At 73.7% G+C, this 13,462-nt stretch carries 16 protein-coding genes and 1 pseudogene; 6 read left to right on the top strand and 11 right to left on the bottom strand.

All coding sequences use genetic code 11. The features are described from left to right. Positions 1–16: 16 nt before the first annotated feature. The 4 genes and pseudogenes from MCAG_RS21530 to MCAG_RS21515 all read right to left on the bottom strand — a co-directional run bounded on the left by MCAG_RS21530 (position 17) and on the right by MCAG_RS21515 (position 3,213). A pseudogene (locus tag MCAG_RS21530) lies at positions 17–977 on the bottom strand (electron transfer flavoprotein subunit alpha/FixB family protein). Between the two features lie 11 nt (positions 978–988). Beyond that, entirely contained in the window at positions 989–1,768 is a 780-nt protein-coding gene (locus tag MCAG_RS21525) for an electron transfer flavoprotein subunit beta/FixA family protein (RefSeq protein WP_007075092.1), read from the bottom strand. A gap of 237 nt (positions 1,769–2,005) precedes the next feature. Beyond that, the gene (locus MCAG_RS21520; protein WP_007075091.1) at positions 2,006–2,419 is read right to left on the bottom strand and encodes a hypothetical protein; all 414 of its coding nucleotides are present in this window, start codon (positions 2,417–2,419) and stop codon (positions 2,006–2,008) included. Next, a complete protein-coding gene (locus MCAG_RS21515; RefSeq protein ID WP_007075090.1) occupies positions 2,416–3,213 on the bottom strand; it encodes a GNAT family N-acetyltransferase in 798 nt (265 codons plus the stop codon). The genes MCAG_RS21520 and MCAG_RS21515 overlap by 4 nt, the downstream gene beginning before the upstream one ends. 11 nt (positions 3,214–3,224) lie before the next feature. On the opposite strand from MCAG_RS21515, the gene MCAG_RS21510 reads away from it, so the two are divergent. The 3 genes from MCAG_RS21510 to MCAG_RS21500 are packed head-to-tail and all read left to right on the top strand — an operon-like array spanning position 3,225 to position 4,384. After that, positions 3,225–3,647, top strand: a complete 423-nt coding sequence (locus MCAG_RS21510; protein WP_007075089.1) for a YidH family protein — start codon at positions 3,225–3,227, stop codon at positions 3,645–3,647. After that, the gene (locus MCAG_RS21505) at positions 3,644–3,934 is read left to right on the top strand and encodes a DUF202 domain-containing protein (protein ID WP_007075088.1); all 291 of its coding nucleotides are present in this window, start codon (positions 3,644–3,646) and stop codon (positions 3,932–3,934) included. The genes MCAG_RS21510 and MCAG_RS21505 overlap by 4 nt, the downstream gene beginning before the upstream one ends. Before the next feature lie 36 nt (positions 3,935–3,970). Further along, positions 3,971–4,384, top strand: coding sequence for a PLD nuclease N-terminal domain-containing protein (locus MCAG_RS21500; RefSeq protein WP_007075087.1), 414 nt, complete (start codon positions 3,971–3,973; stop codon positions 4,382–4,384). Positions 4,385–4,405: 21 nt separating this feature from the next. Here MCAG_RS21500 and MCAG_RS21495 read toward each other — a convergent pair whose 3' ends face one another. From MCAG_RS21495 to MCAG_RS21480, 4 genes are all read right to left on the bottom strand, one after another. Continuing rightward, positions 4,406–5,215: an ABC transporter permease gene (locus MCAG_RS21495; protein ID WP_007075086.1), complete on the bottom strand. Its 810-nt coding sequence runs from the start codon at positions 5,213–5,215 to the stop codon at positions 4,406–4,408. Continuing rightward, positions 5,212–6,186 (bottom strand): daunorubicin resistance protein DrrA family ABC transporter ATP-binding protein, encoded by a 975-nt coding sequence (locus MCAG_RS21490; protein ID WP_036374597.1) that lies wholly within the window; start codon positions 6,184–6,186, stop codon positions 5,212–5,214. The genes MCAG_RS21495 and MCAG_RS21490 overlap by 4 nt, the downstream gene beginning before the upstream one ends. A 121-nt stretch (positions 6,187–6,307) precedes the next feature. Continuing rightward, positions 6,308–7,930 (bottom strand): acetolactate synthase, encoded by a 1,623-nt coding sequence (locus MCAG_RS21485; RefSeq protein ID WP_007075084.1) that lies wholly within the window; start codon positions 7,928–7,930, stop codon positions 6,308–6,310. 71 nt (positions 7,931–8,001) lie between these two features. Continuing rightward, on the bottom strand, positions 8,002–8,775 hold the full coding sequence (locus MCAG_RS21480) for an enoyl-CoA hydratase-related protein (RefSeq protein ID WP_007075083.1): 774 nt from the start codon (positions 8,773–8,775) through the stop codon (positions 8,002–8,004). 97 nt (positions 8,776–8,872) lie between these two features. Here MCAG_RS21480 and MCAG_RS21475 point away from each other — a divergent pair, with 97 nt between their 5' ends. From MCAG_RS21475 to MCAG_RS21465, 3 genes are all read left to right on the top strand, one after another. Next, on the top strand, positions 8,873–9,361 hold the full coding sequence (locus tag MCAG_RS21475; protein ID WP_007075082.1) for a DUF6232 family protein: 489 nt from the start codon (positions 8,873–8,875) through the stop codon (positions 9,359–9,361). A gap of 401 nt (positions 9,362–9,762) precedes the next feature. Then, positions 9,763–10,245: a DUF6232 family protein gene (locus tag MCAG_RS21470; RefSeq protein WP_007075081.1), complete on the top strand. Its 483-nt coding sequence runs from the start codon at positions 9,763–9,765 to the stop codon at positions 10,243–10,245. Positions 10,246–10,283: 38 nt separating this feature from the next. Next, positions 10,284–10,940: a hypothetical protein gene (locus tag MCAG_RS21465; RefSeq protein ID WP_007075080.1), complete on the top strand. Its 657-nt coding sequence runs from the start codon at positions 10,284–10,286 to the stop codon at positions 10,938–10,940. A 1-nt stretch (position 10,941) separates the two neighbouring features. Here the strand turns inward: MCAG_RS21465 and MCAG_RS21460 are convergent, their stop codons facing one another. From MCAG_RS21460 to MCAG_RS21450, 3 genes are all read right to left on the bottom strand, one after another. Further along, the gene (locus MCAG_RS21460) at positions 10,942–11,841 is read right to left on the bottom strand and encodes a ribokinase (protein WP_007075079.1); all 900 of its coding nucleotides are present in this window, start codon (positions 11,839–11,841) and stop codon (positions 10,942–10,944) included. Between the two features lie 37 nt (positions 11,842–11,878). Then, positions 11,879–12,721 (bottom strand): ABC transporter ATP-binding protein, encoded by an 843-nt coding sequence (locus MCAG_RS21455; protein ID WP_036374592.1) that lies wholly within the window; start codon positions 12,719–12,721, stop codon positions 11,879–11,881. Between the two features lie 183 nt (positions 12,722–12,904). Beyond that, a partial coding sequence (locus MCAG_RS21450; protein ID WP_157548588.1) for an ROK family protein occupies positions 12,905–13,462 on the bottom strand: 558 nt, incomplete at its 5' end.

The following is a 13,462-nucleotide window of genomic DNA, read 5'->3' as shown; positions in this document are numbered from 1 at the left end:
CGCCCCCGGGTGTGGCTCACTTGCGCTTGCGGATCTCCTCGGCGGCCTGCGGCACGACCTTGAAACAGGTCGCCCACCACACCGAAGTCGGCCAGCTCGAAGATCGGGGCCTCGCCGTCCTTGTTGACGGCGACGATGGTCTTCGAGGTCTGCATGCCGGCCCGGTGCTGGATCGCCCCGGAGATGCCCAACGCCACGTAGAGCTGCGGGGAGACGGTCTTGCCGGTCTGACCCACCTGGAACTGGTGGGGGTAGAAGCCGGAGTCGACGGCCGCGCGGGACGCGCCGACGGCTCCGCCGAGCAGGTCGGCCAACTCCTCGACCAGCTTGAAGTTGTCGGCGTTGCCGACGCCGCGACCGCCGGAGACGACCACGGACGCCTCGGTCAGCTCGGGGCGGGAGCCCTTCTGCTCGGCGACCCGGTCGACGACCTTCGCCAGCTTGTCGGCGTCGCCCACCGTCACGGTGAGCTGCTCGACGGTGGGCGTGGCGGCGGCCGGGGTCGGGGTGAGGGAGTTCGGCCGGACGGTGACCAGCGGCAGGCCCTTGGTGACCTTGGACTTGACGATGGTCGATCCGGCGAACGCGACCTGGGTGGCGGTGCCGTCGGCGGCGAGGCCGACCACGTCGGTCAGGATGCCGTTGTCCAGCTTGACGGCCAGCCGGGCGGCGATCTCCTTGCCCTCCTGGGCGGAGGCGAGCAGCACGGCGGCCGGCTGCACCCGAGCGACCAGTTCGGCCAGCACGGTGGCCTTGGGGGCCACCAGGTAGCCGTCGATCTCCTCGCTCTCGGCGGCGTAGATCTTCTCCGCGCCGTACTCGCCCAGCTTCGCGCTCAGCGCCTCGGCGGCGCCGGGGCCGCCGAGCACGACCGCGCTGGGCGTGCCCAGTTCGCGGGCGAGGGTGAGCATCTCCAAAGTGACCTTCTTGACGCCGAACTCGCGGGTGGCTTCGACGACGACGAGAACCTCAGACATGTCCAGACCCCTCACACGAACTTCTCGGTGGCGAGGAACTCGACCAGCTGCGCGCCGCCGGAGCCCTCGTCGGTGACCTTCACGCCGCCGGAGCGCGGCGGGCGCTTGCTGTGCTCCAGCACGGCGCTGGTGGCGCCGTCGAAGCCCACCTCGGCCGGGGCGACGCCGAGGTCGGCCAGGGAGAGGGTCTGCACCGGCTTCTTCTTGGCGGCCATGATGCCCTTGAAGGAGGGGTAGCGCGGCTCGTTGATGGTGTCCCAGACGGAGACCACAGCCGGGGTCGCGGCGGTGACCACCTCGTAGCCCTCCTCGGTCTGCCGCTCGACGGTCAGGGTCGACCCGTCGACGGTGAGCTTGCGCGCGCCGGTCAGCGCGGCGACGCCGAGGCGCTCGGCGATCATGTGCGGCATGACCTGGACCCGGCCGTCGGTCGACTCGGCGCCGCAGATCACCAGGTCGGCGTTGAGCTGACCGAGGGCGGCGGCGAGCACCTTCGAGGTGGCCACGGCGCAGGACCCGCGCAGGGCGTCGTCGACGACGTGCACCGCCCTGTCCGGCCCCATGGACAGCGCCTTGCGGATCGACTCGGTCGCCCGGTCCGGACCCATGGTCAGGACGGTCACCTCGCCGCCGTGCGCCTCCTTGATCTTCAACGCCTCTTCGATGGCGTACTCGTCCATCTCGTTGATGACGTTGTTCGCCGAGCCGCGGTCGACGGTGTTGTCGTCAGAACGCAGGTTGCGGTCCGCGCCCGAATCGGGCACCTGCTTGACGAGTACGACGATGTTCATCGCGCTTCGACGACCCCTCCTGTTGGTGTGGCGATCGCTCGCCAGGTCACGGGCGCAGCCTCCCGCGTCACTTAACGATCGGTCAACCGCGGACTGCCGCGCACTTGCCCACAAGGCAATGTTACCCACAAGTAGCATCTGCTCCCGGGGGCCTCAGAGTGACACAGCTCACCGCACGCCCCGGGTCCGGGGGAGCAGGAAGTAGAGCTAGCGCGGACCCATCAGCACGACCGCGGCTCAGGCGGGCTCGGCCAGTGCGTCCCGGATCCGGTCGATCACCGCCGCCTCGGCCGACGCGACCCCCCGGTGCGCCCGGGCCACCCGGTCGGCGGCGGCCAGCACCAGCGACCGGTAGGACGCCACGTCCTCCGGTGACTTCGCACGCAGGATCTCCACCGCCCGGCCCAGCGCCGGCAGCACCACCGACTCGGCCTCCAGGGCCGAGTCGCGGGGCAACCTGGGCAGCGGCCCGGTGGTCAGCGCCTCCTTCACCGGGCCGCTCGCCCCCGCCATCGCCCCGGACGCGGCGAAGCTCTCCCGCAGCATCGCGAACATGCCCGGGTCGGCGTTCGACACCAGGAAGACCGCGCCGAACACGCCCGTCTTGAGAGTGAGTCGTTCCTCGTCCGTCAGCGGCTGCCCCATGGTCACGGAGTGTAGATGTAGGGCGTGGTGGTGGTGACCGGGACGAGGCCCAACCGCTCCAGGATCGGCCGGCTGTCGTCGGAGGCGTCCACCTGGAGCAGGGTGTGCCCCCGCTGGGCGGCCAGCCGCGCCCGGTAGCCGACCAGCGCCCGGTAGACGCCCCGGCGACGCCACCGCTCAAGCGTCGAGCCGCCCCACAGGGTCGCGAAGCCGGTGCCCGCGACGTAGCGCACCCAGCCGGCGCTGACCACGGTCTCCCCCGCCTCGGCGACCACCACCGTGATCGACTGCGGGTCGGCGGCGATCTCCTTCGCCAGCCCCTCGGCGAGGTGGCCCCGGCTGCTATCCCAGACCTCCTCCTCCATGGCCACGATGCGGTCCAGGTCGGCGCGGGCGGTGACCTCGCGCAGGCGTACCCCCTCGGGGACCACCGGGAGGGTGGCCGCCAGCTGCGCGACCGGGCCGATCACGACGGTCTCCCGCTCCTCTGGGACGAACCCGGCGGCCCGCAGCCGGTCCGGCAGGTCGGCGGGCTCGTCGTGGCCGTGCAGCTTCCACTCCACCTGCTCGCCCCGGGCCCGGAAGATGTCCACCTGGCGGGCGATCAACTCGTCCAGCGCGGCACCGGTCAGGCCGCCCAGGTCGCGATACGTCAGGAAACCGCCGTAGTCCAGGCCGAGGATGCGGACCAGCGGCCCGTCCCGCTCCATGGTCACCCCGGCCGGCAGCGGATCCGGCACCCGCGCCTTGAGCTGGTTGTCGTACGCCTCGCGCAGCGTCATCGCGTCAAGATCCGTCACCCGTCCAATCTATGCCGGGGACAAAGCGGATAATCGACGTCGTGTGGGCGACGGTGCGACGGTGGTTCGACCCGCGGGAGCTGCGGTCGGTGGGCAGCACGCCCGACTACCGCTTCTCCCTGGCCAACGAGCGGACGTTCCTGGCCTGGCTGCGCACCGGGCTGGCCCTGGTGGCCGGCGGGCTGGCCGCCGCCCAGTTCCTCCCACCGCTGCCGCTGGCGCACCTGCGTGAGGCGATCGCCGTCGCGCTGCTGCTGCTCGGCGGCACAGTCGCGGTACGGGCGGTGGACCACTGGGCCCGCACCGAACGGGCCATCCGGCTCGGCGAGGAACTGCCGGCGTCCCGCTTCCCCGCCGTGCTCGCCCTCGCCGTGGGGCTGGGCTCGGTGCTGCTGGTGGTCGCGGTGCTGGTCCGGGCGATCGGCAGCCGGTGACCGGCGACCCGGGGCTGCAACCCGAACGGACCCGGCTCGCCTGGCGCCGCAGCCTGCTCGCGCTCACCGTGGTCACCGTGCTGTCCGTCCGGCTGGCGCTCACCGGGGACGCGGCGGGGGCGGTGCTGGCCGGCGCGGCGGTCGCCGGCTGGGCGGCGACCCTGGCCCTGTGCTGGGGGCGGGCCATCGGGTCGGGCCCGGTCCGCGCCACCTCCCGCACCATGCCGGCGATCGCCCTGGCCGCCGCCGGTCAGGCCGCGCTGGGCGTGCTGCTGATCCTGCGCTGACTGCGGTGATGCGCGCGGGTGCGCCATGATGGGGAGATGGTCCGCCTGTACGCCCTGCTCTTCCTGGCCCAGATCTCGCTCGCGGTCTGCGCGCTGATCAGCTGCCTCTCCGCCGAGGAGGAGGCGATCCGGGGGCTGCCCCGGATCGCCTGGGTGCTGGTCATCCTGGTCTTCCCGCTGGTCGGCCCGATCGCCTGGTTCCTCGCCGGCCGGCAGCGCCCCGCCGGACAGGCGGGGCGCTCCCGGCGGGCCCCCGGCGCCCGGGGCGGCCCACGCCGACCCCCTGCCCCCGACGACGACCCGGAGTTCCTCGAATCCCTGGCCGAGCGCTCCCGGCGGCAGGACGACGAGCTGTTCCACCGCTGGGAGGAGGACCTGCGCCGGCGCGAGGACGACCTGCGCCGCCGGGAGGGTGACCCGCCCCGGGAGGAGAACCGCCCCGAGGTGTGACCGGGCCACCCCCGGCGTCGGTCAGACGCGACGCCGCAGCGCCCGGACCGCCAACGGCGCGAAGACGCCGGCGAGCACCACGGCCCAGATCATCGCCTTGGCCGCCGGGCCGACCACCGGGCCGCCGACCAGCAGGCCGCGCAGGGCGTCGGCCAGGATGGTCACCGGGTTGACCTCGACCCAGTTCTGGAGCCAGCCCGGCATCCGGTCGGTGGGGACGAAGACGTTGCTGGTGAAGGTGAGCGGGAAGATCACCGTGAACCCGAAGATCTGCACCTTGTCGGGCTCGCTGACCAGCACCCCGACCAGCACCGAGATCCACGCCGCCGCCAGCGAGAACACGAGCAGCAGAGCGAACGCGCCGAGCAGCCCGAGCAGCCCGTTGCCGAGCCGGAAGCCGAGGATCGCCCCGACGCCGATGAGCAGCGACACCGACCAGGCCTGCTTGACGGTGTCGGCGAGGATCCGTCCGGCCAGCGGGGCCCACCGGGCGATCGGCAGGGCACGAAGCCGGTCGAACATGCCCTTGGTGAGGTCGTTGTTCAGCCCGAACCCGGTGGTCATCGTGGCGAACAGGGCGTTCTGCACGATGATGCCGGGCAGGGCGAACGTCAGATACTCCCCCGGCGAGCCGGCGATCGCCGTACCGAAGACGTACGTGAAGAGCAACACGAACATCACCGGCTGGATGCTGAGGTCGAGCAGCTCCATCGGGTTGTGCTTGATCTGCACCAGGCTGCGCCAGGCCAGGGTGAGGGTGTGCCGCAGACCGGCGACGACGCCGAGGCGGCGGGCCGGGGCGAGCGGTGCGGTGACGGTGGCGGCGGTCATGCCGGCGTCCTCTCCAGGTCGGCCCCGGTCGGAGCGTCGGACTCGGCGCGATGGCCGGTGAGGTGGAGGAATACCTCGTCGAGGCTGGAGCCGCGCAGGGCCAGCTCGGCGACGGGGACCCCGGCGTCGTCGAGGCGGCGGACCACGGCGGGCAGCACCCCGGGGTTGTTGACCGCGACGGTGACGGTGGTCTGGGCGACCTCCGGACTGGCGGCGGCGGCCTCCCCCGCGATGGCCACCACGGTCGCCAGGTCGGCCGGGTCCGTCGGGCGGATCGTGAGGACCTGGCCGCCGGTCTTGGCCTTCAGCTCCTCCGGGGTGCCCTGGGCGATCACGCGCCCGTGGTCGACCACGGCGATCTCGCTGGCCAGCTGGTCGGCCTCCTCCAGGTACTGCGTGGTCAGCAGCACGGTCACCCCGTCGGCGACCAGGCCACGGACGGTGTCCCACAGCTCGCTGCGGCTGCGCGGGTCGAGCCCGGTGGTGGGCTCGTCGAGGAACAGCACCTGCGGGCGGCCGACCAGGCTGGCGGCCAGGTCGAGGCGGCGGCGCATGCCGCCGGAGTACGTCTTCGCCGCCCGATCGGCGGCGTCGGAGAGGTGGAACCGGGCGAGCAGCTCCCCGGCGCGGGCCCGCGCGCCGGCCCGGGAGAGCCCCAGCAGCCGGCCGATGAGCAGCAGGTTCTCCGTGCCGGTGAGCGCCTCGTCGACCGAGGCGTACTGGCCGGTGAGGCCGATGATCTGGCGGACCCGGTGGGCGTCGCGGCGGACGTCGTACCCGCCGACGGTGGCGTGGCCCTCGTCGGCGGCGAGCAGGGTGGCGAGCACCCGCACCGTGGTGGTCTTCCCGGCCCCGTTGGGCCCGAGCAATCCGAACACGGTCCCGGTGGGGACCGCGAGGTCGACTCCGGCGAGGGCCGTGGTGGCGCCGAAGCGTCGCACCAGGCCTTCCGCCCGGATCGCGTACGTCATGGAAACTCCCGTCGTCTGTGCTTGCCACGCCACCCTGCCCGACGGCACTGACAAACTGCCGAGCCTCGGCTGACGTTACGACGACAGACTCCGGTAATCCTCCGAATTAAGCGGTCGTCGCTCAGGCCAGGTTCGAGGAACGGGGGTACGCGTCGGCCGGGTCGGTGAGCACGTTGACGAGGTACGGCACGCCGGAGGCGAAGGCCCGGTCCAGGGCCGGGGCGAGGTCGCCGGCCTTCTCGACCGTCTCGCCCGCCCCGCCGAGGGCCTCGACGACCCTGTCGTAGCGCAGGCCAGGCTGGAGGTCGGCGGCGACGTCGTAGCCGTACATGGCCCGCATCGGGTGCTTCTCCAGCCCCCAGATGCCGTTGTTGCCGACCACGATCACCACGGGGAGCCGCTGGCGGACCAGGGACTCGACGTCCATCAACGAGAAGCCGGCCGCGCCGTCGCCCATCAGCACGCAGACCTGCCGGTCCGGGTGGCTGACCCGGGCACCCATCGCGTAACCCATGCCGGTGCCGAGGCAGCCGTACGGGCCGGGGTCGAGCCAGGTGCCGGGCTGTGCCGGCTCCAGGTACTTCCCGGCGTACGAGACGAAGTCGCCGCCGTCGCCGATGGTGATGGCGTCGGGGGCGAGCGCCCGGCGCAGCTCGCCGTAGACGCGGGCCGGGCGGATCGGGTCGGTCTCGGCGGCCATCTCCTCGGCGTCGCGGGCCTTCGCGGCGTCCTCGGCGACGCGCAGCCGCGCGACCCAGTCGTCGTGGTCGGCCCGGTCGCCGGGGTGCTCGGCGAACGCGGTGAGGATCAGTCGCAGGTCGCCGGCGGGCGAGACGGCCGGGGCGACGTGACCGGCGCGCTGGCTGGGCGCGTCCACCACGTGCACCACCTGCGCGTCGCCGAAGTCGCCGAAGGCGAGCCGGAAGTCCAGCGGGGTGCCGACCACGACGACCACGTCGGCGTCGCGCAGGGCCGCCCGGCGGGCCTTGGCGAAGGCCAGCGGGTGCGACGGGGGCAGCGCGCCGCGCCCCATCCCGTTGGTGAACACGGGCACCCGCAGCGCCTCGGCGGCGGCCCGCAGGGCCTCGACGGCGTCCCCCGCGTACACGTCGGAGCCGGCGATGATCACCGGGCGGTGCGCGGCGGCGATCAGCCCGGCGGCCCGCGCCACCTCCTCCGGGTCGGCCTCGACGGGGGCGGGCGCGACCGCCTCCGGCAGGTCGGCGTCGCCGACGGAGAAGACCGCCTCCAGCGGAAAGTCGAGGAAGACCGGGCCCCGGTGCGGGGTGAGCGCGGTGGTCAGCGCGGCGCTGACCGCGCGCGGAATGTCGTCGGTGGCGAACACCGTCTCGGCGTGCTTGGTGACCGGGGCGACCAGCGGCAGGTGGTCCATTTCCTGGAGGCTGCCGGAACCCCAGCGGAACTGCGGGGCCCGACCCCCGAGCACCAGCACCGGCGAGGCGTTGAAGTAGGCGCTGGTCAGGCCGGAGACGCCGTTGGTGACGCCGGGGCCGGCGGTGAGCACGGCGAGGCCGGGGCGGCGGTTGAGCTTGGCCACCGCCTCGGCCGCGAATACCGCCGACTGCTCGTGCCGCACGTCGTAGAGCGGGAAGCCGGCGGAGTGGGCTGCGGCGTAGAGCGGGAAGACGTGCCCGCCGGAGAGGGTGAACATCTCGCGTACGCCGTGCGCGCGCAGCGCCGCGAGCGCCAGCTCCCCGCCGTGACCTTCGACCCGCTGCGTCATCGCCGCTCCCCTCGTCCGTGGCCGGAGTCACACGGTACTGACCCGTAGGAACAATGTGAACAGTGCTCGGGTCAGCGCCCCGTGAAGTTCGGCTTGCGCTTCTCGACGAAGGCCGCCATGCCCTCGCGCCGGTCCTCGGTGGCGAACAACGCCGCGAAGAGCTGGCTCTCCCAGGCCAGGCCCGAGGTGAGGTCCATGTCCAGGCCGGCGTCGACCGCCAGCTTCGCCGCCCGCAGCGCCTGCACCGGCCCGGTCAGGTACGGGGTGACCAGCTCGACGGCGGCGGTGTACACGTCGGCTGCCGGGACGACCCGGTCGGCCAGGCCGATCCGCAGCGCCTCCTGGGCGTCCACCATCCGGCCCGACATGATCAGATCCTTCGCGCGGGCCGGGCCGACGAGGCGGGCCAGCCGCTGGGTGCCACCCGCACCGGGGATGACGCCCAGCTTGATCTCCGGCTGGCCGAGCTTCGCCTCCTCGGCCACCACCCGCCAGTCGCACGCGAGGGCCAGCTCGCAGCCGCCACCGAGGGCGTACCCGGTGATGGCGGCGACCACCGGCTTGGGGATCCGAGCGAACGCGCCGAGCGCGCTGGACAGGTCCGCCGCCCGCTCCGCCATGTCCACATAGGACATGTCGGCCATCTCCTTGATGTCCGCACCGGCCGCGAATACCTTCTCCCCGCCGTACACGATGACGGCGCGGACCCCGGGGTCGGCGGCGGCCTCGACCGCGGCGGCGCGCAACTCCTCCTGGACCTGCTTGTTCAGCGCGTTCATCGGCGGCCGGTCCAGCCGGATGGTGCCGATGCCGTCCCTGGTCTCCAGCCGCACGAACTCGCTCACGCTGCCTCACTTCCTCGTCGAAGTCGCATGCCAACCTTACGGCCCGGATCGTTGGGGCAAGTAGTCTGGTGTTCGCCCCGCCTCCCCGGAGTCCGCCATGGTCACGTACTACGACGACAGGTCGGTGCAGGTCACCTCCACCGCCGTACGGGTGGACGGCCGGACGTACCCGATGGCCGAGATCAGCATGGTCTGGCACGTGCGCGGCAGCCGCTCCTGGCGGGTGCTCGCCGGCCGGGGCGCGATCGGCGCCGCGCTCGCCGGCCCGCTGGTCGCCGCCGCGCTGGGGGTGGCGCTCGCGCTGTGGCTGCACCGTTCGCTGACCGTCACGATCGCCATCGTGGGGGCCTCCGTGCTCGTCGGGCTCGCCGCCGGGCCGGTCGCCGACTTCCTCTTCGAGCACCTGGACCGCTCGTACGCCCGGGGAAGCCGCCAGCTGGAGCTGTGGGTCCGCTGGCGCGGCCAGCCGGTGCGGCTGGTGCAGACGAGCGACGCGCTGCGCTTCGGGCAGATCTACCGGGCCGTGCAGCGGGCGGCGGAGGCCGGGCCGGCCCCCCGACGCCCCTCGGCGCCACTCGGGCAGTGACTCCCGCCCCCTCGGGAACAGTGACCCCCCGCCCCCTCGGGGCAGTGGCCCTGGCCCTCCTCGGGAACAGTGACGTTCGCCCTGCTCCGGGGCTGTGATCCGCGGCGGCCTCGGGGAGTGAACAGCACCGTCTGTCGCCTATGGAGCTGCCCGCACGAACGGGGCGTTCGCCCAGACGCGGCGGGCGCACCACGGGGGCGGGCGCACCACGGGGGCGGGCGCACCACGGGGGCGGGCGCACAGACGGGGCAGCTCCAAAGGCCACGGACCCACCGACCGCCGGGGAAGCTGCCGCACTTGACCCTGACGACCGGCCGCGCCCGAAACGAAGACCACACCCGGAATTGGAGATTGCTTCGTACGCGGAGACGCCGGACGGCCACCGTCGGTTAGGCTTGGTGATGGCCATCTATTACCGGGACGACGCGGTGCAGGTGACCTCCGAGTCGATCCAGGTGGGCGGCCACACCATCCCGCTCGCCGACGTCACGTACGTCTGGCACGCGCGCGGGCCGACCACCCTCGCCGTGCGTGGTCGGGTGATCGGCCGGGGCGTGCTGGTGCTCCTGCTGTCGCTACCACCGCTGGTGGCGCTGGTCTGCGTGGTGTCGCTCGCCTGGTCGGCGCAGGACCGGGGCAACTGGACGCTGGCCCTGATCATCCTGGCCGCCTGCGCCATCGGCGCGCTGGCCCTGGTGCCGTTCCTGGAGGTGCCGCTCGGCTGGCTCGACCGCTCGTACGAGCGGGGCAACCGGGTCAACGAGCTGTGGGTACAGCACCACGGCCGCGAGGTGATGCTGCTGAGCACGCCCGACGCACTGCGGTTCGGGCAGATCTACCGCGCCGTGCAGCGCGCCGTCGAACAGCAGGGGGACCGGGGCTGACCGGGCGGTCCTGGCCCGCCCGACGCACACTGGGAGGCATGGTGATTCCCCTCCCCCGACCGTCCGCCGTCGTCGGCCTCACCCGGTCCGCCCTCGACCAGGCGCTCGGCTCGGCCGCGTCGTTCGCCGCCGTCCCGGCCCGCGCGTTCGCAGTGCTCGACGGGGTGGAGGCGCTGCTGGCCCGGATCCACGGGGTGGTGGACCGGATCGAGGAGACCCTGGACCGGACCGACCGGGTGCTCGACAGCGCCACCGAGGTCGCCACCGCGGCGGCCGTGGTGGTCGGCGAGGCCGACGCGGTGGCCCACCGCGCCGCCGAAGCCGTGACCGCCGCCGCCCAAACCGTGACCGCCGCCGGCGACACCGTGACCGCCGCCGGCGGGGCGGCCGGCACCGCAGCCGAACTGCTCGCCGCGTACGAGCCGGCGCTGCGCCGGGGCGCGCCGATGGCCACCCGGTTCGTCGAGCAGCTCAGCCACGAGGAGGTGACCGCGGCGATCCGCCTCATCGACGAGCTGCCCAGGCTCAAGGAGCACCTGACCGCCGACGTCCTGCCGATCCTGGCGACGCTGGACCGGGTGGGCCCCGATCTGCACGACCTGCTCGACGTCACCCGGGACCTGAAGCTCGCCGTGGCCGGCATCCCCGGCCTCGGCATGCTTCGCCGCCGGGGCGAAAAGCTGACCGACGAGTGACTCAGGCTGGCGGGGCGTAGAGCTGGTCGATCTCGGCCCGGCTGGGCAGGGCCACGGACGCGCCGAGTCGGCGCACGCAGGCCGCGCCGGCCGCCGCCGCCCAGTGCACCGCGGCCCTCAGGTCCCGCCCCTCGCCCCAGGCCACCGCGAGAGCGGCCGTGAACGCGTCCCCGGCGGCGGTCGAGTCGACCACGTCGACCCTCACCGCCGGAACGTACACCGGCTCGACGTCACGCTCGACGTACCAGGCGCCCTCGCCGCCGAGGGTCAGCACCGCGCGGGGCACGAGCGCGAGCAGCGCCCCCGGATCGTCCCGCCCGCCCCCGGTGAGCGTCCGCGCCTCGTTCTCGTTGACCACCAGCAGGTCCACGGCGTCGAGCAACTCGGCCGGCACGTGCCGCGCCGGCGCGGCGTTGAGGATCACCCGAGTGCCGGCGGCGCGGGCGGCCAGCGCCGCCTCGGTCACCGTCGCGACCGGGATCTCCAGCTGGGCGACCAGCACGTCCGCGTCGCGTACGGCGGCCAGCTCGTCCTCGGTGAGGCCGGTGAACGCGGCGTTCGCGCCGGGGGTGACCAGAATCGCGTTCTCGCCGTCGGCGCTGACCATCACCAGAGCGACGCCGGACGCCCCGTACACCACCCTGAGGTGACCGGTGTCGACGCCCGCCGCCGTTATCCGGGCCCGCAGGGTCACCCCGAACGCGTCGGAGCCGATCGCGCCGAGGAAGGCGCAGGACGCGCCGGCCCGCGTGGCGGCGACGGCCTGGTTGGCCCCCTTGCCGCCCGGAACCATGACGAAGTCGCTGCCGAGCACCGTCTCACCGGGGCGGGGCAGGGCCCCGGCGGTGGCCACCAGGTCCATGTTGGCGCTGCCCACGACGACGACCCGGGTCTGCTGCACGGTTGCCTCCCTTGCTCCGGCCTCGGGGACTCGGGCCTCAGGCTGCGCGGGCCGTCCAGCGGTCGCCATGGCGCTCGACCGTCAGCGGCAGGCCGAAGGTCTTGGAGAGATTGTCGGCGGTGAGGGCGTCACCGAGCAGCCCCTGGGCCACCACCGTGCCCTCGCGCAGCAGCAACGCGTGCGTGAACCCGGGCGGGATCTCCTCGACGTGGTGGGTGACCAGGACCAACGCCGGGGCGTCCGGGTCGTACGCCAGCTCGGCCAGCCGGGCCACCAGGTCCTCCCGCCCACCCAGGTCGAGCCCGGCGGCGGGCTCGTCGAGCAGCAGCAGCTCGGGATCGGTCATCAGCGCGCGGGCGATCTGCACCCGCTTGCGTTCCCCCTCGGACAGCGTGCCGTAGGCCCGGTCGGCGAGGTGCCCGATGCCGAGCTGGTCGAGCAGGGCGCGGGCGCGGGCCTCGTCGCTGCGGTCGTAGCTCTCCCGCCAGCGCCCGACCACGGACCAGGCGGCGGTGATCACCACGTCGGCGACCCGCTCGTCGCCGGGCAGCCGCTCGGCGAGGGCTGCGGTGGACAGGCCGATGCGCGTGCGCAGCTCGTTGACGTCGGTCCGGCCGATCCGTTCGCCGAGCACGTGGGCGACGCCGGTGGTCGGATGCAGTCGGCCGGCGGCCAGGCTCAGCAGGGTCGTCTTCCCGGCTCCGTTGGGGCCCAGCACGACCCAGCGTTCGTCCAGCTCGACCCGCCAGTCCACGTCGTGCAGCAGCGCGGTGCCGGACCGGCGTACGCCGACACCGTCCATGCTGACCACCAGATCCGCGTCCACGGGGGTGGCGGCGGGGGCGGCGCCGGGGGCGCCGGGGATCAGGTCACCAGTCACCCGCCCATCCAACCACGCACCGCCGCGCCGCCCTCCGCGGGCGGCGCCCCACCCTCAGGTGAACGCCGTGTCGTTGGTCACCGCACAAGGCGGCGGACGCGGATGCCGCACCGGGAGCGCGTGGATTTCTTGCAGCGCCAGTTGTGCGGCGGTGAAGAGTTCCTTCACATGAGCGACGCGCGGTCAGCCCACGGTGCTGCCGAAGACCTCGTCGCGCACCGCGTCCAGGGCCGTGCGCAGGGCCCCGCGCAGGATCGGCTCCTCGGTCAGCCCGGTCGGCACCACCCGGGGGCGGACCAGGGTGATCGCGGCGACCTCGTGCTGCACCCGCTCGGCCAGCGCCGCGCCGCCGGCCTGGCCGACCTCGCCCGCGAGCACCACCAGCGGCGGGTCGAGCACCACGCAGGTGCTCGCCACGCCCAGGGCCAGCCGGCGGGCCAGCTCGTCGAGCAGCGGGCCGCCGGTGGTGCCGGCGGCGATCGCCGCGCGCACCGCGTCCGCCGCCGAGTCTGCGGCAAGCCCGTGCTCCCGGGCCACCGCGAGCACCGCGTCCGCCCCGGCGAGCTGCTGGAAGGCCGGCTTGGCGCGGCGCGACACGTCGCGCGGGATGGGCACGCCGGGCACCGGCAGGTAACCGATCTCGCCGGCCGCGCCGCTGCTGCCGTGGTGCAGCCGACCGCCGATCATGATCGCCAGGCCGACGCCCGCACCGACCCAGACCAGCACGAAGTCGCTGTGCTC

Source organism: Micromonospora sp. ATCC 39149 (genome assembly GCF_000158815.1).
Taxonomy (GTDB): Bacteria; Actinomycetota; Actinomycetes; order Mycobacteriales; family Micromonosporaceae; genus Micromonospora.
This window is presented reverse-complemented; position numbering and strand designations above follow the sequence as displayed.

What these genes read in the sequence shown, in the direction of transcription:
- MCAG_RS21525 (WP_007075092.1), bottom strand. Translation starts at nt 1,768, where the DNA reads ATGAACATCGTCGTACTCGTCAAGCAGGTGCCCGATTCGGGCGCGGAC.
- MCAG_RS21510 (WP_007075089.1), top strand. Translation starts at nt 3,225, where the DNA reads ATGCCGGGGACAAAGCGGATAATCGACGTCGTGTGGGCGACGGTGCGA.
- MCAG_RS21500 (WP_007075087.1), top strand. Translation starts at nt 3,971, where the DNA reads ATGGTCCGCCTGTACGCCCTGCTCTTCCTGGCCCAGATCTCGCTCGCG.
- MCAG_RS21495 (WP_007075086.1), bottom strand. Translation starts at nt 5,215, where the DNA reads ATGACCGCCGCCACCGTCACCGCACCGCTCGCCCCGGCCCGCCGCCTC.
- MCAG_RS21490 (WP_036374597.1), bottom strand. Translation starts at nt 6,186, where the DNA reads ATGACGTACGCGATCCGGGCGGAAGGCCTGGTGCGACGCTTCGGCGCC.
- MCAG_RS21485 (WP_007075084.1), bottom strand. Translation starts at nt 7,930, where the DNA reads ATGACGCAGCGGGTCGAAGGTCACGGCGGGGAGCTGGCGCTCGCGGCG.
- MCAG_RS21475 (WP_007075082.1), top strand. Translation starts at nt 8,873, where the DNA reads ATGGTCACGTACTACGACGACAGGTCGGTGCAGGTCACCTCCACCGCC.
- MCAG_RS21470 (WP_007075081.1), top strand. Translation starts at nt 9,763, where the DNA reads ATGGCCATCTATTACCGGGACGACGCGGTGCAGGTGACCTCCGAGTCG.
- MCAG_RS21465 (WP_007075080.1), top strand. Translation starts at nt 10,284, where the DNA reads ATGGTGATTCCCCTCCCCCGACCGTCCGCCGTCGTCGGCCTCACCCGG.